Below are 20,941 nucleotides of genomic sequence, written 5' to 3' on the forward strand. Positions count from 1 at the left end.
TAAAAAACCTCCAGACTCACTTATATGTGGAAAGGAGGTTTTTTTGCGTTTCATATGTTAAACTAACGGTTCCGTTGTTTCGGGGGAGGGTTTGGTAGTACGAGTCAATGAATAAAGCTCCAATTCAGGTCGGTGTGTGCCCGTCAGTTCATCAGCCAACAGTTGTGCGGCCATCATATTGGTAACCGACCCATTTCCTCCGTAGCCCTCCAAGAAGTAGCAGTTCGGAAAACGCGGATGTGGACCAATATACGGCAACCCGTCATGGGTGGAACCGAAGATGGCTGCCCATGCGTAATCAATTTTGAATGGTACATTGGGAAAAAGCTCCTGTAACGCTTGAAGCAGCTTCTTCTGTTGGTGTAGCAATCTGATTTCACGCTGCTTCGAGTCCAGTACAGGTTCATCGAAACCACCGATAATGATACGTCCTTCCTGTGTTGAGCGGATGTACAAATAGGGCCGTGCGGTTTCCCAGATCAGACACTGCTCATGCCACAAGGGTGTATCTACGACTGGATTTGTGACGATAGCATAAGAACTTTCCAGTACGGCTCCGCGATCCGTTTTAATCTCCTGTGTTTCATAGCCTGTTGCAAAAATGACTTTTTTCGCCCGGATGGTTCCACCGCTGGTATGACAAACAACCTCCTGTTCACCAAATTCAAAATGCTTCGCTTCGGTATGCTCATATAAGCTTACACCAAGGCGGCTGGCGGTTTGCAACAGCCCCTGCACAAAACAAAAAGGATTCACTTCCGCATCTTCATGCGTATACAGTGCTGCGGGTTTGCGAAAAGGAAAACGGGCAGCCACCTGTTGCTCATCCCAGTATTCCACCGGGAATCCAAAGCGTGTTAATTGTTCGAACTCTTTTTGAAGCATTGGAACATCCGCGAGGGTACTTGCATAGTACAGGCTGCTGCGCCGGGTAAAGGAAGGGTTTATGTCCAACGTGGCAGCCAGCTTTTCCAACTGATCCAGAGCATCCTTGCACATACGGTAAAACAACACTGCATTAGCCTCGCCGAAGGTATTGATAAAAGAAGTCAGCGTTTTATCATTGCTATATTGCAGCAATCCGGGATTCGCCGAAGAACTTCCATGTGCCAGCTTGCGCTTATCAATGACTACCGTATTAACCTGCCGTTCTCCCAACAGCCGGGCACAGAGCGCTCCACCCATTCCACCCCCGACAATAAGTACGTCACAAGTCAAATCTTCTGCTAGTGGCGGAAAATCCAGCGTCTGCTCCAAGGTACTAGGCCAAAACGTATTCCCACTAATTAATTCCATAACCAAACACCCCTATTAAGCTATATATAATATTTCATGTGTACATCGTATTTTCATTAATTAAGTTTCGATTAAACTCCGCCGCTTCCACATCTACATATAATTCCGTCAAACGGACAAGCTAACCAACGTGCAACAAAACATTTAAGGAGGCACAGACCATGCAATCTACGAACATGCAACCTTTGACTGGTAAAGAATTGGAGTATATCGCAGACTCCATTTCCAATGAAAAATTGCTACTCAAGCAATGTGCGGCGACAGCAGCATCCGTCCAGCAGCCTGCTATTCAACAAGCCTGTTTGCAACTCGCTAGAACTCATGAGCACCACCTGAACTTGCTTTCAAATGCTCTCCAACAGCACCAACAGCTTGCTCCTATGCAACCGCAGCAGTAATCATGCATTAACCATAAAGGAGGTATGACAGGATGTATTCACAGAACAATATGTCATTTATGCCCGAAGAAGATTTGCTCTATACCATTCTTGCTGATATGAAACGTACAGTGCGCGAGTACACAACGGCGACAACAGAATCCAATTGTCCGTCTGTGCGTCAGATGTTCACTGACCTTACGAACGACACGTTACGTCTGCAAGGTGATTTGTATCGTCTGATGAGTCAGAACAATATGTACTCCACTCCGTCTAAGGCACTGCGCATCGATTTGGACAAACAGATTCAAGAAGCTCGCAAGACCCAACAGGAATGCCAACAGTTCATTCAGCAAAAGTCGTCATCAGCAGGAGTATACGGTCAACCTATGCATCAGCAAGGCCAGCCTATTCACCAAAACAACCCTTATTATATGTAAACGGGATACTCCGTTTTTGAAGCCATTTCCCATAACAGCCGTCCGTCTGCCGGGTTTCCCGGGGCGGACGGTTTTTCTTTGCAGGTTTAAAGAGCGTATTGTATGATGTATAGTAATCTCTTTGATGGAGGCCTTATGTAGAATGACAGAGCTGAATGATTTGAAATTAAAAGTGCTGGAATTGTTAAAAGAAGATGCAAGAAGAACACCGACTTTGTTGGCTACTTTGCTGGGGGTTGACGAGCAGGATGTACGCACCTCAATTAAAGAGCTCGAAGACCAACATGTAATCGTTAAGTACGCCGCCGTAGTCAATTGGGATAAAGTCGACGATGAAAAAGTTACCGCTTTGATCGAAGTACAGATTACACCCGAGCGTGGAAGAGGATTTGAAGGTATTGCAGAACGGATTTATTTGTATCCGCAAGTTAAATCGGTTTACCTCATGTCCGGGGCATACGACTTGCTGGTGGAAGTTGAAGGCCGCAACCTCCGTGAGGTCGCTAATTTTGTGTCGGAGAAACTGTCGCCTATTGACTCGGTCTTGTCCACCAAGACTAATTTTACGCTTAAAAAATACAAGCAGGACGGAATTATCTTTGAGGATCATCAGGAAGATAATCGTCTGATGATTTCGCCGTAAAGGAAGATCATGATGAATCTCAAAACAGAAGCATTTACCGACAGTAACAAAGCCATGAGTTCCTATTTGTCCCCGTTGGTGCGCGAGATCCCATCTTCGGGCATTCGTAAGTTTTTTGACTTGGTGGGTGGCAACAAGGATATTATTACCCTTGGGGTAGGGGAACCGGATTTTACAACCCCTTGGCATATGCGGGAAGCCTGCGTCTATTCATTGGAGCGAGGTTTTACCAGCTATACGTCTAATGCGGGAACGCCAGAACTGCGTGAAGCGATTAGTGATTATCTGAATGAGCAATTTGAAGTCCGTTATGATCCTAAAAATGAGATTATCGTAACAGTTGGGGGTAGCGAGGCGATTGATCTTGCTTTGCGCGCGTTAATTGTACCTGGCGACGAAATTCTCGTGCCCGAGCCGTGCTACATTTCATATTCTCCAATCACTTCGATTGGAGGCGGGATTCCGGTAGGTATTGAAACGTTTGCCAAGGATGAATTTAAGCTGACGGCTGAAGCGCTGGAGGCAAAAATTACACCTAAATCCAAGGTGTTGATTTTATGCTATCCGAGCAATCCAACTGGGGCTACTATGACTTATGAAGATTGGCTTCCGATTGCGGAAGTCGTGGAAAAGCACGATTTGATCGTCATTTCTGATGAAATTTATGCTGAATTGAATTATGGAGAGAAGCATGTCAGTTTTGCTGCTATGCCGGGTATGATGGATCGTACGATTCTCGTCAGTGGTTTTTCCAAAGCCTTCGCCATGACAGGCTGGCGTATTGGATATACATGCGGGCATCCTGATCTGATTGCTGCTATGCTCAAAATCCATCAGTACACCGTAATGTGTGCGCCTTCTATGGGGCAAGTTGCGGCGCTGGAGGGCTTGCGGAATGGTTTGAGTGAGAAAGATCGTATGGTAGAGGCCTATAATCAGCGTCGCCGTCTGATGGTTGAGGGGTTCCGAGAAATCGGCCTGGAATGCCACGAGCCAAGAGGGGCTTTTTACGTATTCCCCAGTATTCAAAGCACGGGACTCAGCTCGGATAAATTTGCACAGCGTCTTTTGGCAGAGGCCAAAGTTGCGGCTGTACCGGGTAATGTGTTTGGTTTGGGAGGCGAAGGCTACCTTCGCTGCTCATACGCAACTTCGGTCGCTCAGCTGACGGAAGCACTGGATCGAATCGGTCATTTTGTAGAAAAAGTAAAAAAAGAAGGTTAAAAATTTTTTTATGGGTAATTCATAAAAAATAGTCTTTTATTTCTAAATTTATATGCTATAATTTGAAATCGGAAGCAGGAAGTTCAATTTTTTAACTTCAGGAGGAATGCTCATGTCATATGTTGGATATAATTCATCGAGTTCAATAGGATACGACATTTCCCTGGAAGATGAAATATTGTTCCTGCGCAATGAGATGATGCGGACGTTTCAGGAAGAGCAGTCCTTCACCTCTGATCTTGTCATCGAGATCAGTTGCAAGCTCGATTTGAAAATCAATGAATACATGAAGCTGTATGGTACGGAATGCAAGGTGTAACCGTGTGAAGTCAGCCGAAGGTAGGAAGAAGGCCGCAAGGCCTTCTTTTTTTGCGTTCACAACTTATGATATATTAGTGGCATGGAAGAGGGGGCGTACATATGAGAGCAGGGCTAAAAAGGCTATCGCCATGGATCATCGGAATGCTGGCACTTGTACTTTTGGCCGGATGTGGGGGGCGGGACAAGGACAGCTTCTCGATTTTTATTATGGATAAAGGGGATGCTTCAGTCATTCGTGACGAGCTGGCACAAAAGCTTAAGGATAAGCTGGGCGAACAAGCTCCGACTATCGAGATTTCAGTCAGCCCGCTGTATAACCAGCAGAAACTGGTCGTTGAATATGCGGCCGGGGAGCATGATCTGTTTCTTTTGCCTGAAGAGGATATGAAGTTGTATGGACAGAATGGATCGAATCTGCCGTTAGATGATGCTTTTGACAAGAAGACGTATGCCCGGGGTGTGTTCGAGGGCGGCGTATTTAAGAAGAAGGAGCAGGGGGAAGAAGGAACAGATGTGATCAAGGAAACTCATTTGTTCGGAATTCCGGTGGAGCAGATGAAGATGTTTAAGGATTTAAAATATAACTCAAAAATATTATTTGCTACCGTACCGCCACGTACAAGCAATAAGGAAGAAGCCATCAAGGTGCTGAAAGCACTTACGGAATGATAAGGGGGATGGACTAATATGGGTATTTATACCAGAACAGGTGATGAAGGACAAACTTCAGTAATCGGTGGTCGAGTGTCCAAAGATGATGACCGTGTGGAGGCATACGGTACAATTGACGAGCTGAACTGCTTTGTAGGACAAGCGATCAGCTTTGCCGAAGGGGAAAAGTTTGCGGATATTCGAATTCAATTGGAGGAAATACAGCAGGAGCTGTTTGATTGTGGTTCGGATTTGGCGTTTGTTAAAATTAGTGAAAGCAAATATAAGGTGAAAGACGAGCTGGCAGAGCGGCTGGAAGGCTGGATTGATGCATGTCAGGAGGAAAATCCGAAGGTGGAGCGTTTTATTATACCGGGTGGCAGCACATTATCCTCTACGCTTCATGTTTGCCGTACGGTTTGCCGACGCGCAGAACGCCGTGCTGTTACACTAGGTAAGCATACAGACATTAATCCTGCGGTACGTCGGTATTTGAACCGCCTTTCCGATTATTTCTTTGTTGTGGCCCGCACAGCGAATGTGCGTCAGGGTGTACCCGATGTCGAATATGTGCGCAGCAAAAAAGTGTTTCGCAAATAAGGAGGCAACCGGGAATTTGTGATGAGCTTGTACTATGAACCTATCGTGTATACGATCCCTCCTGAGGAGGAGGGGATGCTGTTGAAGACCATTTTACAAAAACGTATGAACATTTCACGAAAGCTAATATCCAAACTCAAGCTGACTGAACAAGGTATTATGCTGAACGGGACACGAGTGTATATCAGCGTAAAGGTGAAGTCCGGGGATCGAGTAGAAATTCGCATGGAGCGCGAGTGTTCTGATGATATTTTACCCGAACCCATTCCTTTTGAGATTTTGTTTGAGGATGAACATCTGTTAGTGGTGAACAAGGCGGCGGGTATGATTGTCCATCCGACTCACGGTCATTACACAGGAACACTGGCTAACGGGGTTGTGCACTATTGGCAGGCCAAGGGAGAACTGTTCCGGTTTCGTCCTGTTCATCGTCTTGATCAGGAGACGACGGGCGTGCTGGTAGTAGCTAAAAATCCGTATGTACATCAGCATATTTCCGAGCAGATGATTGCGGGAACGGTGGATAAGCGCTATACGGCTCTGGTGCATGGGCGCCCTGAGCAGCAGGAAGGCAGGGTGGACGGACCGATTGACCGCAACCCGGATGATCCGCATTTGCGTATGGTGACTCCGGATGGTTATCCTGCCCTCACGCTGTATAAGCTGGAGGAAGTGTGTAATGGAGGAAGCCGCATCGGGCTAAAGTTGGAATCCGGGCGTACGCACCAAATTCGGGTGCATATGACATATATCGGTTGTCCGTTGATCGGAGATAAAATGTACCGGATTACACCCGATGACGCTGCGCAACGTGAGCGATATGATCAGCTTGATGCTCAAATGCCTCGACAAGCCCTGCATGCCTCAGAGCTGTCCTTGGTGCATCCTGTGACCGGGGAGCGGCTGACATTCTATGCTCCTCTGCCGGACGATATGGCCGAAATGCAGGAGCTGTTAAGAGCGCAATATCATCCAGAGTAAATATAAAATAAGCGATTGAAACCAAATGGAGGTTAATCTAACGATGAGCCAGCTGAAAGTATACCAGTATTCTAAATGCAGTACCTGTCGTAATGCAGTGAAATGGCTGCAAAACAAGGGGCATGAGACGGAACTGATTCCTATTTTTGAACAACCCCCCGGCCCGGAGGAATTGGAAGATTTGATTAGTAAAAGCGGGCTGGAGCTGAAAAAGTTTTTCAATACGAGCGGCGAGGTGTACAAAGAGTTAAAGCTGAAAGATAAGCTTGGAGACATGAGCCGTGAAGAGCAAATCTCGCTTTTATCCTCGAATGGAAGATTAATTAAACGTCCGATTGTTACAGACGGGAACAAAGTAACGGTAGGTTTCAAAGAGGAAACTTTTGAGGGGACATGGGGAGCTTAGTAACGCCCAATTTCCCCTCACGATATGTTATACTGTGGGGGTTAAATATTATGATGAATGGGAGCAATACAATCTGTGACACAACGCAATGAACAATCCGTAATGCTGGTTGACGGCATGGCCCTACTATTTCGCGCTTATTATGCAACCGCCGCAAACGGTTATATCCGTCGTACAAAAGCTGGGGTGCCAACGAACGCCATATATGGTTTTATTCGATATTTTTGGGATGCAGTCCAAACGTTTAATCCTACACATGTCATTTGCTGCTGGGATATGGGCGGAACGACATTCCGTGGGGAACATTTTGCTGCGTATAAGGGAAACCGGGCCGACGCGCCAGATGATTTGATTCCCCAATTTACATTGATTCGTGAAGTGACGGACAGCCTCGGCATTCCCAACATTGGAGCGGAAGGCTTTGAAGCCGATGATTGTATCGGTACGCTCGCACGCCATTATTCGCAAAATGAGGACATGGATGTGATGATTCTCTCGGGAGATCATGATTTACTTCAATTGGTAGATGAGCGGACACGGGTCATTATTATGAAAAAAGGCCACGGCAATTATATGGTATATACCCCGGAGACGCTGCTGACTGAAAAAGGGCTTAAACCGCGCCAAGTGGTGGACCTCAAAGGCTTGATGGGTGATGCAAGCGATAATTATCCAGGAGTACGAGGTATCGGTGAGAAAACGGCACTCAAGCTGGTGCAGGAATACGACTCTATTGAAGGCATTCTGGAGAATCTGGATCAATTGACACCATCGGTCCGCAAAAAGATTGAGAGTGATTTGGATATGCTGCATCTTTCACGCAAGCTTGCTGAAATTCATTGCAGTGTACCGGTAGCATGTGCTTTGGACAGCTGTCTGCTGACGCTGGATCACGTGCAAATTGTCGACAAGTTTGAGCAGCTTGAAATGAAAAGCTTGTGTACATTGATGGGTGTCGCCACTGGATCATAATGAAGCTGCTAGGCTTCGTATGTACAATTCAGGTAATGTAAGTTATATAGGGATGCTGACGCTTGATGCGTTAGTGTCCTTATTTGTATACCGTTATGTCAACGGAGTTACATAGTCATGTGAAGGATTATATACAATTGCGATAAGGGGATTGACCTCGGGCACATTTCAGGTGAATATAGTGAGAGAGAACCGGACTATGATTGAAAGGGGACAGCAGCAGCTATGACAGTATTGGGAGCAATTGAGGCAGGCGGTACCAAATTTGTATGTGGAATTGGCAACGAACGGGGGGAGGTACTGGAGCGTGCGAGCTTTCCAACGACCACCCCAGCAGAAACTATGGAGAATGTCATCGCATTTTTTGAAGGCAAGGGCATTGAAGCGCTGGGTGTAGGCTCGTTCGGGCCGATTGATCCTATCGAAGGCAGTGATACATATGGCTATATTACAACAACGCCAAAGCCGCATTGGGGAAATTACAATCTGATGGGCAAACTTAAAGAGCATTTTGATGTGCCTATGGGGTTTGACACGGATGTGAATGGAGCAGCACTTGGTGAGTCCATTTGGGGCGCGGCCAAGGGATTGGACAACTGTCTGTATATTACGATAGGTACAGGCATCGGGGCGGGTGCTTTGGTTGGTGGAAAGCTGATACATGGATTATCCCACCCGGAAATGGGGCATATTTTGGTACGTCGTCACCCAGAAGATACTTACGAGGGGACATGTCCTTATCACGGAGATTGTCTGGAAGGACTGGCAGCAGGTCCTGCGCTCGAAAAAAGATGGAAGGTTAAAGGACATGAGCTTTCTGTCGATCATCCGGCCTGGGAAATGGAAGCGTATTATCTGGCGCAGGCTTTAATGAGCTATGTATTAATCCTGTCACCGCAAAAAATTATTATGGGCGGGGGAGTGATGAAGCAGGAGCAATTGTTCCCGCTCATTCGTACCAAGCTTCAAGAACTTTTGAACGGATACGTACAGCATTCGAGTCTGACAACAGATATTGAGCAATATATCGTCTCTCCGGGATTGGGTGACAATGCTGGATTGTGCGGTGCTCTGGCCTTGGCAAAGGAAAAGCTAAATCATTGAGAATTTATGGTTGACGGCACTCCAAGGTACGGTTATCATATAGGCAACAGCATAGTACGGCTCAAAAAGGGAAGCACCTTTCTTGCGAATACGCAGGAGGGGTGCTTTTTTTTGCGTTTTTGTGTTGTACGGGACTGTAATTCAACGATATGAGGGAGGAAGAAATCATGGAGATTGTATTTTTAAATCGCTTGTCCAAACGGAATGAACAGGGCTATGAGGACTTTGCTCAGGTATGGATTGGGCAACATGAAGGGGGATGGAGTGCAGGCTGGAGCACAAACCATGTCCCGGATGAAAATATGGACGACCTTTGGTATGAGGGCAGCTTGTGGCAGGAATTACTGCATGTATACCGTCATGAGCTGGCGCTCAAGATGGCTGAGGGCTACAGGCCCTTAATCCATGGCGTTTTTCATGAGCAAGAAGGATCATCAGGACGTGGACAAACGCTGCAAAAGCTGTATTGCTATAGTGATTTGTTTCCACGTGATGATGTGTATGAGCAGTTGACGATGTGGAGACGGCAAAAGGCAGCAACTGAGCGAAAAGCACCTTATTTTATCGCTACGAATCGGCTACTTCGACTCATTAGCGTCTATCTTCCCCATACCGAAGAAGAATTGTTGGAGCTACCTGGTATGGGTCAGGGTAAGGTGTCGCAATATGGGACGGAGCTATTGGCTATTACGACACAAAATGACCGGACTACGCCATTTCCGTTGAACTGGGTAACAGAGACGCTGGAAGAAGAAGTTTTTTTGTCATGGCTGTACAAACAAAAAGAGAACCAGTACAGGCAGGAGCTGAATAAATTCAGCCTGACTAGAACGATTATCGAAGGTATTTCTGACGGTCTTTCACTGGAGCATATCGGAATGAAGACAGGTTTGCATCGTAGAGAGATGATTGAAGCTATCGAGCATTTGGATAGGGATGGAATTGATATGGAGAAGCTGATCCGCAAGGAATTGGTGAATGTATCTGAGGAAGAGCAGGCAGCCATATGGTCTGCTTATGAAGAGTTGGGGGATACGCTGCTCAAGCCCATCATGCTGAAAGTGTATGGGGAAGAAAAAGCGACGGAAACAGGACTGGATCAAATTTATGAGCGTCTGCGTCTGATCCGTATACGGTTTCGTCATCAGCAGGTACCCGACCGACATGTTGGATAATATAGAACTGATTGGATAAAGTTAAAGTATTAAAGTACATTCAGGGTCCAACAAACTAAAAAGCAGCAGCCAGTTCCTCACAGGACACGGCTGCTGCTTTTTATGACCAAGCTTGAAAAATCGAAATAAGTATCCAGCTCTGGACTCTTTTTTACCCTTTTCTTTTCAAACCCAGTCCTTCTTGCGGAAAATACAGAACATACTGACACCTAGAGCCACCATTATACCAATGACGACAAAATAGCCATAATGTGTATGAAGCTCAGGCATATTATCGAAGTTCATCCCATATATTCCGGTAATAACCGTCAATGGCATAAATACCGTCGTAATTGCCGTAAACACACGCATAATTTCATTTGCACGGTTGGCGATACTGGATTGATAAGCTTCTCGAAGGTTACCCATCAAGTCGCGGTAAGTTTCAAAAGTCTCCGAAATTTTCACAGCATTTTCATAAATGTCGCTGAAATATTTTTGCAATTGATCGTCGATGAGTCGCAAATCGCGTTTGTTCAGGGTATTGATGACTTCCTTTTGTGGGCCTAGCACTTTTTTCAGCCACAGAATCTCACTGCGTAAGCCGATGATTTCGTTCAAATGCGACTTTTTTGTATGCATTAGAATGTCTTCTTCCAGCTTTTCAATGCGAACCTCAATCCGGTCACCAACCAGAAAATAGTTGTCAACGATCAAGTCGACTAACAGATACATAAAACGGTCAGGCTGGCTGACTTCTTGCTCCCACAGCATAGGCTTGAGGGTACGAAGCTCATTGATTTTCTGCTTGGTCACCGTAATGATAAAATGGCGGCCGAGAAAAATGTTCAAAGCACGCAAAAATATTTCTTCATCATCAAAACGAATACTATTTACAACGATAAAATAATGGCTTTCATAAATTTCAATCTTCGGACGCTGTTCTTCTTCGCTCAAACAGTCTTCCACTGCAAGATCATGCATGGAAAATAAAGGCTGGAGCACTGCCAGATCATCGACATCGGCATCAATCCAATAAAAGCCTTCTGCCGGTGCAGTAAGCGCCATTTCAATTTCTTCGACAGGGGTAAAAACCCCGTTGTTGACCAAACGGATTTTCATATATGTCACTCCTTATGCTCCGTCGTAACGGAAATACGTTTACCTTAAGCATAAGAAATGGACTCAGTTAGCCAGTTAGCCGGTTCGGGTAAGCGTGCACTCCCATCAAAAGCCGAAGGCTTTTGGAGCATGCAGAGCCTGGCGTCCCGTCTTTCGGCAAGCTGAAGTCATTCCTATGCTGTTGTTCAGGGATCGCCGCCTATTCGGACTCGGGTCGCCTTCCATTCCGGATTCACCTCACAATGTTCTTTTTTAGGTTGCCACAGTATCGCAGGAAACACTCAAATCTTGCACTGCTGCTCCATATTTTTGCCTATTAGCACTTGTATAGTATAACGCTCGGCCTACGGCCTTTCAAGCGCAAAATCATGGGCTAAATCAACAGCAGTGACAAGAGCATCAGCGATAAGAGGGATATGATTTAACCTATGGAAAAGGTAGACAAAATGTGAATGCAGGGTACAAATTTACAAGTCCCATCTTGACGAAGCCCAGCCGATGCATTAAAGTGAACAACAAGAACTTTGTGAACCCAAAATGAATATAGCGAAATCTTATCAAGAGCAGGTGGAGGGACTAGCCCGATGATACCCGGCAACCGGCGATTTTAATCGCACGGTGCTAATTCTTGCAGGACGCGCGCTTTGTACAAAGAGCGTAGCCCTGACAGATGAGAGAGGCGCATATGGATACAAATATGACCTTTCTCTAACTGAGAAAGGTCTTTTTATTATATGCCCGGCATCTCAACAAGACGATTTTCGCAAAACTTACCGAATAAGGAGTGAGTTTACATGCCGATTAAGATTCCAGATACGCTACCTGCCAAGGAAGTGCTGGAGGGCGAAAATATTTTCGTAATGGACGAAAGTTTGGCCTATCATCAGGATATTCGTCCGTTGCGGATCGCCATTTTGAATTTGATGCCTACAAAAGAAACTACGGAAACCCAACTGTTGCGGCTGGTCGGCAACACGCCGCTGCAAGTGGACGTTACGTTGGTGCACATGAAGTCTCATGTATCCAAAAATACATCGCAAGAATATTTGAACATGTTTTATAAAACGTTTGACGAGATCAAGAACAGTCGTTTTGACGGTATGGTCATTACAGGAGCCCCGGTTGAACAGCTTGAGTTTGAGGATGTGAACTACTGGGAGGAGATCCGGCAAATCTTTGAATGGACGAAAACGAATGTAACTTCGACCATGCATATCTGTTGGGCCTCACAGGCAGGTTTATACCATCATTTCGGTGTCCCGAAATACGGGCTCGACTACAAATGCTTTGGCGTATTTCCACACACAGTTATTAAACCTAAAGTGAAATTGCTACGCGGCTTTGATGAACTGTTTTATGCTCCTCACTCCCGGCATACGGAGGTTCGGCGGGAAGATATTGATCATATTGCCGAATTAGAAGTTTTATCCGAATCCGAGGAAGCTGGAGTGTACCTGGTAGCCACGCTTGACGGTAAACAAATTTTTGTAACTGGGCATTCTGAATATGACCCGCTTTCCCTGAAATGGGAATACGACCGCGATGTGGCCAAAGGACTGGATATTGAAGTCCCCAAAAATTATTTTCCTAATGATGATCCTGAGCGCACACCGCCCTCTATCTGGCGGGCGCACGCCAATTTATTATTTTCGAATTGGCTTAACTATTATGTATACCAAGAAACACCTTACGATATCGGGCCCCAGATTTAAAAAGGGGCTTGTAGTTTACCCTTTTACAGTACCACCTTGCAGTAGCGCAGCAGTATAGTCTTTGACATCCATTTTTGCAGCATATGTTATAGCACCTACTATGGAAGTTAACAGGAGGATTCATATGAGTGAGAAACAGTGGAAAATCGAAAGCAGATTGGCACAAATCGGTTCAGTCGAGGAGCCAGTAACCGGGGCTGTTAATTACCCGATTTACCAATCTACGGCGTTCCGCCATCCCCGTCTGGGTCAAAGTACAGGATTTGATTACATTCGGACGATCAATCCCACGCGAAAGGTACTGGAAGAGGCTTCTGCTGCACTTGAATCTGGTGATGCAGGCTTTGCTTGCAGCTCAGGTATGGCGGCGCTACAAACGGTATTTGCATTGTTTGGACAGGGAGATCATCTCATTGTATCGTTGGATCTTTATGGCGGGACATATCGTTTGCTGGAGCGTATTTTATCTAAATTTGGTGTAACAGCGAGTTATGTGGATACGAACGATCTTGAAGCACTCGAACAGTCATGTCGACCGAATACCAAAGCCGTATTTATAGAAACGCCTACAAATCCGTTAATGATGATTACTGATATTCGAGCGGTTGCCGAATGGGCATCACAACATCAGTTGCTTACCATTGTAGATAATACGCTGCTAACACCATATTTCCAGCGGCCATTGGAACTGGGCGCGGATATTGTGGTACATAGCGCAACCAAATATTTGGGCGGACACAACGATGTGCTGGCAGGATTGATCGTAACCAAAGGCAAAGAGCTATCAGCTGAAATTTCCTTCCTGCACAATTCCATAGGAGCCGTGCTTTCCCCGAGCGACTGCTACCAGTTGATGAAGGGTATGAAGACGTTAGCGCTGCGTATGGATCGACATGAGTATAATGCAACGGTGCTGTCTAACTATTTACTGACGCATCCGGCGGTGGCGGAAGTATTTTATCCGGGGCTCGAAGGCCATCCAGGTCGTGAGATACAAAATAAACAATCCAGCGGAAACACGGGCATTTTCTCTTTTAAAGTAAAGGATGCTCGTTATGTGGAGCCTTTGCTTCGTCACATTAAGCTCATTGCTTTTGCGGAAAGTCTCGGCGGCGTGGAATCGCTAATGACCTATCCCGCTGTACAGACACATGCCGACATACCAGCAGAAATTCGTGATGCAGTTGGGGTAGATGATAGGCTGTTGCGTTTCTCCGTAGGCATTGAGCATACAGACGACCTAATTGAAGATTTGCGTTCGGCGCTGGAAGCGGCACGTCAAGAAGTAGAAGGAGGGGAGCAGCAATGATAGAGGATGCGAGGAGGATCGGGCAGGATCTGGACAAAGAGCGGAAATTCGCTACCAAGCTGCTGCATTTTGGCTCTGAAATTGACAGTGTTACGGGGGCATCGAGCGTCCCGATCTATCAAGCTTCTACCTTTCACCATCATGATATTTTTAATCCTCCACAGCATGACTATAGCCGTTCAGGTAATCCGACACGACAAGCTTTGGAGGATTATATCGCTTTATTAGAAGGCGGGGCGTGCGGCTTTGCCTTTGCGTCAGGTATGGCGGCCATCTCCACTACATTTATGCTCTTATCCGCTGGAGATCATGTCATTGTTTCCGAGGACGTATATGGGGGAACATATCGATTGTTGACCTCCATTTTGAAACGGATGAATATCGAAACGACCTTCGTCGACATGACGGACCTCAACCTTGTGAAAGAGGCGTTGCAGGAGAATACAAGGGCTGTATATATGGAAACACCGTCCAATCCGACACTCAAAATTACCGATGTAGCAGGAATAACCTCTTGGGCACAGGACAACGGACTTTTAACTTTATTGGATAATACTTTTATGACACCTTATTATCAACGTCCGATTGAGCAGGGAGTCGATATTGTATTGCACAGTGCGACCAAGTTTCTGGGCGGACACAGCGATGTGCTGGCAGGACTTGCGGTAGCGCGTACCGAATCGTTGGGGAGACAAATCAAGCAGCTCCAAAATGGACTGGGTACCGTGCTGGCTCCGCAGGAGTCATGGTTGCTCATGCGCGGTATGAAGACACTGGAGGCTCGTATGGCTCACAGCGAAAAGAGTGCAGCCAAGCTCGCTAACTGGCTGAACGAGCGCAACGACATTGAGGCAGTATACTACCCGGGTCTGGAGAATCATCCAGGGCGTGAAGTTCATGAGCGTCAATCCAGTGGTTATGGTGCAGTGATATCGTTTGATGTGGGTTCTGGTGAGCGTGCAAAAGAAGTCCTCAGTCGCGTATGTATTCCAATTGTAGCGGTGAGTCTGGGAGCTGTGGAAAGCATCTTGTCGTATCCGGCGATGATGTCACATGCGGCTATGCCCCATAGTGTACGATTGGAGCGCGGGATTACGGACGGATTACTTCGTTTCTCCGTAGGTCTGGAGGATATTGATGACCTGATCAGTGATCTGGATGAGGCGCTGCGTTAAAATATTAGCACATCGAGAGCATCCATCCCGATTTTCACGTAGAATATATATAGTAGAAACAGCAAGCTTCCAGTATTTGAAGTGCCCCCTGTCAAGTAGACAGCTATCAAAAAGCAATATTTAAGCAGCCTGAGTCCTGTATTCATAAGGAGTCAGGTTGTTTAGTTTCTCTTGAAAGCGTTCATGGTTGTAGAAATGGATATACTTTTGAACAGCATGCTCCACCTGTTGAGCTGAATGGAAGGAGTGGAGATAGAAACACTCGGTTTTAAAATGACTGAAAAAGTTCTCTATACATGCATTGTCCCAGCAGTTCCCTTTTCGGGACATGCTGGCCTGTATTCCGTATCGCTTGAGCAGGTTGGTATATTGGCGAGAGGTATATTGAAATCCTTGGTCGCTATGCAGTAGAACACCTTGCGCATCCTGTCGCTTTCTTGCTTTTTTCGCTGTATCCAACACCAGGCTCAAATCGTTTCTGCGGCTGATCTGGTAGGCAACAATTTCGTTGTTAAAAAGATCCTGAATCGCGGAAAGGTAGAGCCTCTGTCCATTGAACATGAGGTAAGTGATGTCCGTTAGCCAAACAGCGTCCATTCCTCCTTTCACATCTGCAAGAGCTTTTTTAGCATTTCATTTTCTGCATCAAGGCGTTTCAGCCTAACCTCCGGATCTTCGGGTCGTGTTCGAGGTCTGCCGATGCCAGGCCCTTTTGCTTTGCCACGTTTTTCCTCTAGACCTTTCATTCCCTCGGCTTTGAAGTGTCTCACCCATCGGCGAACCAGAGAAGCGTCAATCTCCATTTCTCGTGCCACGTTTTTATATCCGATGCCCTTTTTGAGGTACAGATCCACTGTCTTTTTCTTGAAGATCACATCGTAAGTTTTTCTTATTTCTCCCATAAAAAAATCCCCTCCATAATAGACAGATTAGACGGCTTGCTCTTTTCTGTCTACTATGAGGGGATCATATCAATTTCAGGAGGCTTGCTGTTTCTATAAGAATGACATGAAGGATATTGTGAAAAAAGGCACTTTTCAGTCCTGTTTTCTTATTTCTTGGCTATATGCAATGTTGAGATAAGCTTGGCAGTTGCCTGTTTTCCTAGGTGAAAAGCAGAAAGAAGCGGGAATAAGTATGGTTCCTTACCTAAAGATATGTTAGTATTATCATTAGGTTTTACTATGCTAAATAGCACAGACAACATACAAGGCCAGTCATGAACATACATTACGGCAGGGTTCGAACGCAGGTTTGTGAAAGCATTCTCGTTCATAAGTCCTGTCTTTCATTTCGTCGCCCTGTGACAGCGAAGGAGGATACACCATGAGTGTAATCGACCATATTTTAGATAAAGCCCTGCGCGGCGAACGCCTGAATTTAGAGGATACCGTTGCTTTGTTCGAGTCAGACGAGGTAGAGAAAATCGGTCATGCAGCGAATAAAGTCATGAATCGCATGCATCCCGATCCCATTAAAACCTTCGTCATCGGACGAAATATTAACTATACGAACGTGTGTGACGTATATTGTCGCTTCTGCGCTTTTTACCGTAGACCAGGTTCCGATGAGGGTTATGTTTTGCCGGATGAAGTGATTTTTCAGAAGATCAAGGAAACGCAGGATGTAGGTGGTACCGAAATTCTAATGCAAGGCGGTGTGAATCCGAATCTGCCGTTCAATTATTATACCGATTTGCTGAAAGCTATTAAGGAGCGTTTTCCAGATATTACGATGCACTCCTTCTCGCCGGCTGAAATTCACAAAATGAAGGAAAAATCCGGTCTATCCATGGAAGAAACGATCCGAGCCATTCATGAAGCTGGATTGGATTCGCTTCCGGGTGGAGGCGGAGAAATTTTGGATGACCGCACACGCCGCAAAATTAGCCGTCTCAAAGGCTCTTGGCGTGATTGGATGGATGTCATGCAAACGGCTCACAAGGTTGGGATGAACACGACTGCTACGATGGTTATCGGCTTTGGCGAGTTGATGGAGGAGCGTGCGCTACATTTGTTGCGTGTTCGTGATGCTCAGGACGAATGCATTGAAAACAAATATAATTCTGAAGGATTTTTGGCCTTTATTCCTTGGACCTTCCAGCCAGACAATACCAATCTGAAGAAGGAACGCCAGACGCCGGAGGAATATTTGAAGACTGTAGCGATTAGTCGTCTTGTATTGGATAACATCAAGCATATTCAGTCTTCATGGGTAACCATGGGACCGGAAATCGGTAAAAAATCGTTGTACTACGGTTGCGATGATTTTGGCAGCACCATGATTGAGGAAAACGTCGTTTCCGCTGCAGGCGCAACGTATAAGGTCAACATCGAGTCCATTTTACAGTTGATCCGCGAGACTGGTAATATCCCGGCACAACGTAACACCCGTTATGATATCATTCGTACATTTGACAGTGCCAGCAGTATTGAACATGACTTTATTATGCAAAATTAAGAATACATCCGTTCATATTTCGTAATCATTAAAAACGCTTATCTATCATTAATCCGTGTAGAGGAATTAGTGTAGATAAGCGTTTTTTTTAATTGTTTCCCGCCAACGTTGGATGTTATCTCTACTGTGGTGAGGAATAATTTTCAAGCTTGTCCCAATGATGTGTCGGGATGTTCGCATTTTTCTTCAAAATAATAAAAGCTTGATATAGCGCTGACATCTCATTAGCTGACACTGCCTTATCACTCAGGATAATTCTACCGACAGGGGTTGCCAACATAATCCTCAGCAATATATAGAACATCTTTCGTTTATTTCGGACTAATTGTGCTTGACTTGCAGGTGTAACCGTGTATCCGAGTTTTTCCAATACTTGATGTCCCTCATCTATAGCATCAATGACATGATTCAGCAACTTCTTATCTTTAGCGGCTTTGCGCAAATTCCCGTCATAAGAAGCGGCAATGAGATTCAAAGGCAAGATCATAACAAAGTGACTTTTAAGCCATTCATCCATATTTATGTAGTAAGTCAATTTATATTTGGTCTTAACAAAAGCTTGGTCGATTATCGAGTGCCATGATAAATTTTCACCTAAGCCGCCGATGATCATTTGCCCCGTTGGACCGTGCAGGCAGATCACCCGACCTGTCTCCCTCCATCCAGCGATTGTCTGAAATGCGAAGGCAACCTTTTTCTCCACAGGACTGTTTGCATGCAAATAATCCTGCATTTCAAAGGGACTTGCATTATTCCCCATGATCACTACATGTCTGCTATGATTTTCTGCTAGAACGGGTAGAACAGCCTGAAAATCCGGATATTTCATGACTACAAAAATAAGGTCATAAACATCCTCTGGCTTCAGTTCACGGATTACGTTTACTTTATCAACCGTAGTACGGAGTTGGAAATAATGCCGAATCACGTTACCGTTTTTTTGCAGCTCATCCGCACGTCGTCCTCTGGCCAGTATCGTTACGTTGTTTCCTCCACGCACCAGCTCATGGGCTAAATAACTTCCGAAGACTCCCGCACCGTAGACCAATATGTTCATAGGGTATACCTCCATAATATTTTTTTATGTTAGTTATTGAATCGAACTTTATCCAAGCTCATCAGCACTATTAAGATGACTCGTGCCCAAACTTGATCTGTTTTCATGAAATAAGTTCGCCTCTCTTTGTAACAGGAACGAATGCAGAGTCAAAGTTTTTAAATTTTTACGTGTAAATTTAAAAACTATACAATTGATACTATCCCCATCCCAATCTAGCTGTCAACAAGTTTTTAAATATTGATCACATTATTTAAAAATATATCGAATCATGATATATTATTCCTTAATGAAAAGTGGGATGTGGGTGAAAAGTTATGAACAAATTTGAAATTAGAACACAGAAAAAGAAGGATGCGATCGTAAATGCAGCCTTAAAGCTTTTTAAAGAAAAAGGCTTTATCCACGTCAGTATAAAAGACATTGCCACTGAATCCGGGGTATCGTTTGTATCGCTGTATAACTATTTCGGCAGCAAAGAAGGGGTAGTCAAGGAATGTGCGAACGTACTGATGCAAAGTACCGTTCGTATGGCAAAGGAGCTCATAAACCAAAACATCGATTTTAAAGATAAGCTTCTTCGAGCTTTGGAGATCTGTGCCGATCAAGACTATCAACTGCTTTGTTCTCCGGGGGCGGTAGAGGATCATATATTATCGAGCCTATACAGTGAAAGCACAAATAAGATTAGAATTGAGATCATACAGGAGTTTATTGAGCTTGGGAAAAAGGAAGGAGCTATTGATTCTTTTGTTACTCTGGAGACCACATTGGAATTATTAATTGCAGTTGGGACCTTACAATCATCTTGGGCAAGAACGGGAGATTATAAAAATAAAATGGCTGAACTTAACCGACTACTCTTATTCGGATTAATAGGACGATAATAAGAATGTTTTAATTAATAAAAGGGCAGCCTGAGACATTATTTCTCGCACATGGCTGCCGTTGGATTATTTGATGTTTTCTTTTATTTCCTTCATTATTTAGTGGGTCTATAGGTCCACCGCTTCATATACATCATCTCTGCCTGCGGGTCTGTCATATGAATAATCGTCTTGAAGCGCTGCAAATCCAAAAGATGAACATTGTAGACCATAGCTTTTTCAGTTTTTTCACTGACCGGCTCCATGTTAATTTTGCCCTTTATCTGAACAGGACTTCCCACAGAAATACGTTGTATACGCAGCCTGCGATATATGGCATCCTCGACGGTTTGCTGTTTCTTACTGACAACACAAACCGTGCGTGTCAGACCGGTAAACATCAGCCGGGTCGTTTCATAGGCGGCGAGACAGGATAAGGCTGAATAGAGAGTTGGCTCCCAGCCCAGCACAAAGCCAGCCGTAATTAGCAGCAGACCATTACACAGCATAACAATCTGTATTAATGGAATTTTCCGGTGTGTTAGCAACAAAGTGGATGGACGGCCATCGTCAGACTCGTTAAGTCCTAGTGAATCCAGCAGCCCACCGTGACGGGCTGCCAGCCCTGCGCCAAGCCCGATACAGATTCCGCCTCCCAAAGCACATACAACCGGATGGCCGCTCACTGCTGGAAAAGGCGAGAGAATGATGGCTGAGCCTGAAAGGGCGAACAAGCCGGGAAGAGCTCGATACAGCATGGGTTTGTGAGTAGACAGAGAATACAGCAGCATTAGTGGCAAGTTCAAAACGAATAGCAGTAACCCAAAATGCTCCTGGGTATAAATCGACATGAGTCTGGAGATTCCCGTGACGCCTCCAGCGATCATATCGTGCGGATGTAAAAACAATTCCAGACCGACGGATGCCGTAATTCCACCAATCACCGTATAAAAGACAGGGAACCTGCTCGCATCTCCTGAAGCGGGCTTTACAAGCCACCTCATAGAGCTTCGGCATGTTTTATAGCGTGCGGCATAGCCTTCCCTCCTATGGATTGTCGTATCCAGCTAT

At 45.3% G+C, this 20,941-nt stretch carries 23 protein-coding genes and 1 riboswitch; of the genes, 17 read left to right on the forward strand and 6 right to left on the reverse strand.

Annotated elements, in window-relative coordinates:
- Positions 1–57 precede the first annotated feature (57 nt).
- The gene (locus tag AC6EJC_RS11410) at positions 58–1,296 is read right to left on the reverse strand and encodes an NAD(P)/FAD-dependent oxidoreductase (protein WP_444954063.1); all 1,239 of its coding nucleotides are present in this window, start codon (positions 1,294–1,296) and stop codon (positions 58–60) included.
- A gap of 161 nt (positions 1,297–1,457) precedes the next feature.
- Here AC6EJC_RS11410 and AC6EJC_RS11415 point away from each other — a divergent pair, with 161 nt between their 5' ends.
- From AC6EJC_RS11415 to AC6EJC_RS11470, 12 genes are all read left to right on the forward strand, one after another.
- Positions 1,458–1,694: a hypothetical protein gene (locus AC6EJC_RS11415; RefSeq protein WP_025682365.1), complete on the forward strand. Its 237-nt coding sequence runs from the start codon at positions 1,458–1,460 to the stop codon at positions 1,692–1,694.
- A 32-nt stretch (positions 1,695–1,726) separates the two neighbouring features.
- Entirely contained in the window at positions 1,727–2,113 is a 387-nt protein-coding gene (locus AC6EJC_RS11420; protein WP_444954064.1) for a spore coat protein, read from the forward strand.
- Between the two features lie 142 nt (positions 2,114–2,255).
- A complete protein-coding gene (locus tag AC6EJC_RS11425) occupies positions 2,256–2,756 on the forward strand; it encodes an Lrp/AsnC family transcriptional regulator (protein ID WP_444954065.1) in 501 nt (166 codons plus the stop codon).
- 12 nt (positions 2,757–2,768) lie between these two features.
- On the forward strand, positions 2,769–3,980 hold the full coding sequence (locus AC6EJC_RS11430; protein WP_444954105.1) for an aminotransferase class I/II-fold pyridoxal phosphate-dependent enzyme: 1,212 nt from the start codon (positions 2,769–2,771) through the stop codon (positions 3,978–3,980).
- 112 nt (positions 3,981–4,092) lie between these two features.
- Complete coding sequence (locus tag AC6EJC_RS11435; protein WP_025723314.1) at positions 4,093–4,299, forward strand: aspartyl-phosphate phosphatase Spo0E family protein; 207 nt, start codon at positions 4,093–4,095, stop codon at positions 4,297–4,299.
- A gap of 101 nt (positions 4,300–4,400) precedes the next feature.
- A complete protein-coding gene (locus AC6EJC_RS11440; RefSeq protein ID WP_444954066.1) occupies positions 4,401–4,970 on the forward strand; it encodes a hypothetical protein in 570 nt (189 codons plus the stop codon).
- 18 nt (positions 4,971–4,988) lie between these two features.
- On the forward strand, positions 4,989–5,552 hold the full coding sequence (locus AC6EJC_RS11445; protein WP_444954067.1) for a cob(I)yrinic acid a,c-diamide adenosyltransferase: 564 nt from the start codon (positions 4,989–4,991) through the stop codon (positions 5,550–5,552).
- Between the two features lie 21 nt (positions 5,553–5,573).
- Positions 5,574–6,533, forward strand: coding sequence for an RluA family pseudouridine synthase (locus AC6EJC_RS11450; RefSeq protein ID WP_444954106.1), 960 nt, complete (start codon positions 5,574–5,576; stop codon positions 6,531–6,533).
- Between the two features lie 43 nt (positions 6,534–6,576).
- Positions 6,577–6,939 (forward strand): arsenate reductase family protein, encoded by a 363-nt coding sequence (locus tag AC6EJC_RS11455; RefSeq protein WP_103047726.1) that lies wholly within the window; start codon positions 6,577–6,579, stop codon positions 6,937–6,939.
- A gap of 75 nt (positions 6,940–7,014) precedes the next feature.
- On the forward strand, positions 7,015–7,911 hold the full coding sequence (locus tag AC6EJC_RS11460) for a 5'-3' exonuclease (RefSeq protein WP_444954068.1): 897 nt from the start codon (positions 7,015–7,017) through the stop codon (positions 7,909–7,911).
- A gap of 225 nt (positions 7,912–8,136) precedes the next feature.
- Complete coding sequence (locus tag AC6EJC_RS11465; protein WP_444954069.1) at positions 8,137–9,015, forward strand: ROK family protein; 879 nt, start codon at positions 8,137–8,139, stop codon at positions 9,013–9,015.
- Positions 9,016–9,182: 167 nt separating this feature from the next.
- Complete coding sequence (locus tag AC6EJC_RS11470; protein WP_444954070.1) at positions 9,183–10,190, forward strand: HRDC domain-containing protein; 1,008 nt, start codon at positions 9,183–9,185, stop codon at positions 10,188–10,190.
- 165 nt (positions 10,191–10,355) lie between these two features.
- Here the strand turns inward: AC6EJC_RS11470 and corA are convergent, their stop codons facing one another.
- The gene (corA, locus tag AC6EJC_RS11475; RefSeq protein ID WP_322156065.1) at positions 10,356–11,291 is read right to left on the reverse strand and encodes a magnesium/cobalt transporter CorA; all 936 of its coding nucleotides are present in this window, start codon (positions 11,289–11,291) and stop codon (positions 10,356–10,358) included.
- A 551-nt stretch (positions 11,292–11,842) separates the two neighbouring features.
- A riboswitch (SAM riboswitch) is annotated at positions 11,843–11,968 on the forward strand.
- Positions 11,969–12,085: 117 nt separating this feature from the next.
- Between corA and metA the strand changes: the two genes are divergently transcribed.
- From metA to AC6EJC_RS11490, 3 genes are all read left to right on the forward strand, one after another.
- Positions 12,086–13,003, forward strand: coding sequence for a homoserine O-acetyltransferase MetA (gene metA, locus AC6EJC_RS11480; RefSeq protein ID WP_103048245.1), 918 nt, complete (start codon positions 12,086–12,088; stop codon positions 13,001–13,003).
- 124 nt (positions 13,004–13,127) lie between these two features.
- Positions 13,128–14,312, forward strand: a complete 1,185-nt coding sequence (locus AC6EJC_RS11485; RefSeq protein ID WP_444954071.1) for a PLP-dependent transferase — start codon at positions 13,128–13,130, stop codon at positions 14,310–14,312.
- Positions 14,309–15,487: an aminotransferase class I/II-fold pyridoxal phosphate-dependent enzyme gene (locus tag AC6EJC_RS11490; protein ID WP_444954072.1), complete on the forward strand. Its 1,179-nt coding sequence runs from the start codon at positions 14,309–14,311 to the stop codon at positions 15,485–15,487. Before AC6EJC_RS11485 ends, AC6EJC_RS11490 begins: the two co-directional genes overlap by 4 nt.
- Positions 15,488–15,607: 120 nt before the next feature.
- Here the strand turns inward: AC6EJC_RS11490 and AC6EJC_RS11495 are convergent, their stop codons facing one another.
- Together AC6EJC_RS11495 and AC6EJC_RS11500 are read right to left on the reverse strand one after the other, a co-directional pair.
- Positions 15,608–16,084, reverse strand: a complete 477-nt coding sequence (locus AC6EJC_RS11495) for an IS3 family transposase (protein ID WP_444954073.1) — start codon at positions 16,082–16,084, stop codon at positions 15,608–15,610.
- Positions 16,085–16,092: 8 nt separating this feature from the next.
- Entirely contained in the window at positions 16,093–16,389 is a 297-nt protein-coding gene (locus AC6EJC_RS11500; RefSeq protein ID WP_444954074.1) for a transposase, read from the reverse strand.
- A 424-nt stretch (positions 16,390–16,813) separates the two neighbouring features.
- On the opposite strand from AC6EJC_RS11500, the gene mqnC reads away from it, so the two are divergent.
- Positions 16,814–17,947 carry a cyclic dehypoxanthinyl futalosine synthase gene (gene mqnC / locus AC6EJC_RS11505; protein WP_190298902.1) on the forward strand — a complete coding sequence of 378 codons (1,134 nt, stop codon included), beginning with the start codon at positions 16,814–16,816 and terminating at the stop codon, positions 17,945–17,947.
- 121 nt (positions 17,948–18,068) lie between these two features.
- On the opposite strand, the gene AC6EJC_RS11510 is transcribed toward mqnC, so the two are convergent.
- Complete coding sequence (locus AC6EJC_RS11510; RefSeq protein WP_444954075.1) at positions 18,069–19,004, reverse strand: ketopantoate reductase family protein; 936 nt, start codon at positions 19,002–19,004, stop codon at positions 18,069–18,071.
- 317 nt (positions 19,005–19,321) lie between these two features.
- On the opposite strand from AC6EJC_RS11510, the gene AC6EJC_RS11515 reads away from it, so the two are divergent.
- Positions 19,322–19,891, forward strand: a complete 570-nt coding sequence (locus AC6EJC_RS11515) for a TetR/AcrR family transcriptional regulator (RefSeq protein WP_190298904.1) — start codon at positions 19,322–19,324, stop codon at positions 19,889–19,891.
- A 95-nt stretch (positions 19,892–19,986) separates the two neighbouring features.
- On the opposite strand, the gene AC6EJC_RS11520 is transcribed toward AC6EJC_RS11515, so the two are convergent.
- Entirely contained in the window at positions 19,987–20,874 is an 888-nt protein-coding gene (locus AC6EJC_RS11520) for a YitT family protein (RefSeq protein WP_444954076.1), read from the reverse strand.
- Positions 20,875–20,941 lie beyond the last annotated feature (67 nt).

It is taken from the genome of Paenibacillus sp. TY11, from assembly GCF_059772165.1.

Excerpts from the sequence above, each read along its gene's own strand:
- AC6EJC_RS11495 (WP_444954073.1), bottom strand. The coding sequence starts at position 16,084 with ATGGACGCTGTTTGGCTAACGGACATCACTTACCTCATGTTCAATGGA.
- corA (WP_322156065.1), bottom strand. The coding sequence starts at position 11,291 with ATGAAAATCCGTTTGGTCAACAACGGGGTTTTTACCCCTGTCGAAGAA.
- metA (WP_103048245.1), top strand. The coding sequence starts at position 12,086 with ATGCCGATTAAGATTCCAGATACGCTACCTGCCAAGGAAGTGCTGGAG.
- AC6EJC_RS11455 (WP_103047726.1), top strand. The coding sequence starts at position 6,577 with ATGAGCCAGCTGAAAGTATACCAGTATTCTAAATGCAGTACCTGTCGT.
- AC6EJC_RS11520 (WP_444954076.1), bottom strand. The coding sequence starts at position 20,874 with ATGAGGTGGCTTGTAAAGCCCGCTTCAGGAGATGCGAGCAGGTTCCCT.
- AC6EJC_RS11485 (WP_444954071.1), top strand. The coding sequence starts at position 13,128 with ATGAGTGAGAAACAGTGGAAAATCGAAAGCAGATTGGCACAAATCGGT.
- AC6EJC_RS11470 (WP_444954070.1), top strand. The coding sequence starts at position 9,183 with ATGGAGATTGTATTTTTAAATCGCTTGTCCAAACGGAATGAACAGGGC.
- AC6EJC_RS11425 (WP_444954065.1), top strand. The coding sequence starts at position 2,256 with ATGACAGAGCTGAATGATTTGAAATTAAAAGTGCTGGAATTGTTAAAA.
- AC6EJC_RS11430 (WP_444954105.1), top strand. The coding sequence starts at position 2,769 with ATGAATCTCAAAACAGAAGCATTTACCGACAGTAACAAAGCCATGAGT.
- AC6EJC_RS11410 (WP_444954063.1), bottom strand. The coding sequence starts at position 1,296 with ATGGAATTAATTAGTGGGAATACGTTTTGGCCTAGTACCTTGGAGCAG.
- mqnC (WP_190298902.1), top strand. The coding sequence starts at position 16,814 with ATGAGTGTAATCGACCATATTTTAGATAAAGCCCTGCGCGGCGAACGC.
- AC6EJC_RS11450 (WP_444954106.1), top strand. The coding sequence starts at position 5,574 with ATGAGCTTGTACTATGAACCTATCGTGTATACGATCCCTCCTGAGGAG.
- AC6EJC_RS11420 (WP_444954064.1), top strand. The coding sequence starts at position 1,727 with ATGTATTCACAGAACAATATGTCATTTATGCCCGAAGAAGATTTGCTC.
- AC6EJC_RS11440 (WP_444954066.1), top strand. The coding sequence starts at position 4,401 with ATGAGAGCAGGGCTAAAAAGGCTATCGCCATGGATCATCGGAATGCTG.
- AC6EJC_RS11415 (WP_025682365.1), top strand. The coding sequence starts at position 1,458 with ATGCAATCTACGAACATGCAACCTTTGACTGGTAAAGAATTGGAGTAT.
- AC6EJC_RS11465 (WP_444954069.1), top strand. The coding sequence starts at position 8,137 with ATGACAGTATTGGGAGCAATTGAGGCAGGCGGTACCAAATTTGTATGT.
- AC6EJC_RS11445 (WP_444954067.1), top strand. The coding sequence starts at position 4,989 with ATGGGTATTTATACCAGAACAGGTGATGAAGGACAAACTTCAGTAATC.
- AC6EJC_RS11435 (WP_025723314.1), top strand. The coding sequence starts at position 4,093 with ATGTCATATGTTGGATATAATTCATCGAGTTCAATAGGATACGACATT.
- AC6EJC_RS11510 (WP_444954075.1), bottom strand. The coding sequence starts at position 19,004 with ATGAACATATTGGTCTACGGTGCGGGAGTCTTCGGAAGTTATTTAGCC.
- AC6EJC_RS11490 (WP_444954072.1), top strand. The coding sequence starts at position 14,309 with ATGATAGAGGATGCGAGGAGGATCGGGCAGGATCTGGACAAAGAGCGG.
- AC6EJC_RS11500 (WP_444954074.1), bottom strand. The coding sequence starts at position 16,389 with ATGGGAGAAATAAGAAAAACTTACGATGTGATCTTCAAGAAAAAGACA.
- AC6EJC_RS11515 (WP_190298904.1), top strand. The coding sequence starts at position 19,322 with ATGAACAAATTTGAAATTAGAACACAGAAAAAGAAGGATGCGATCGTA.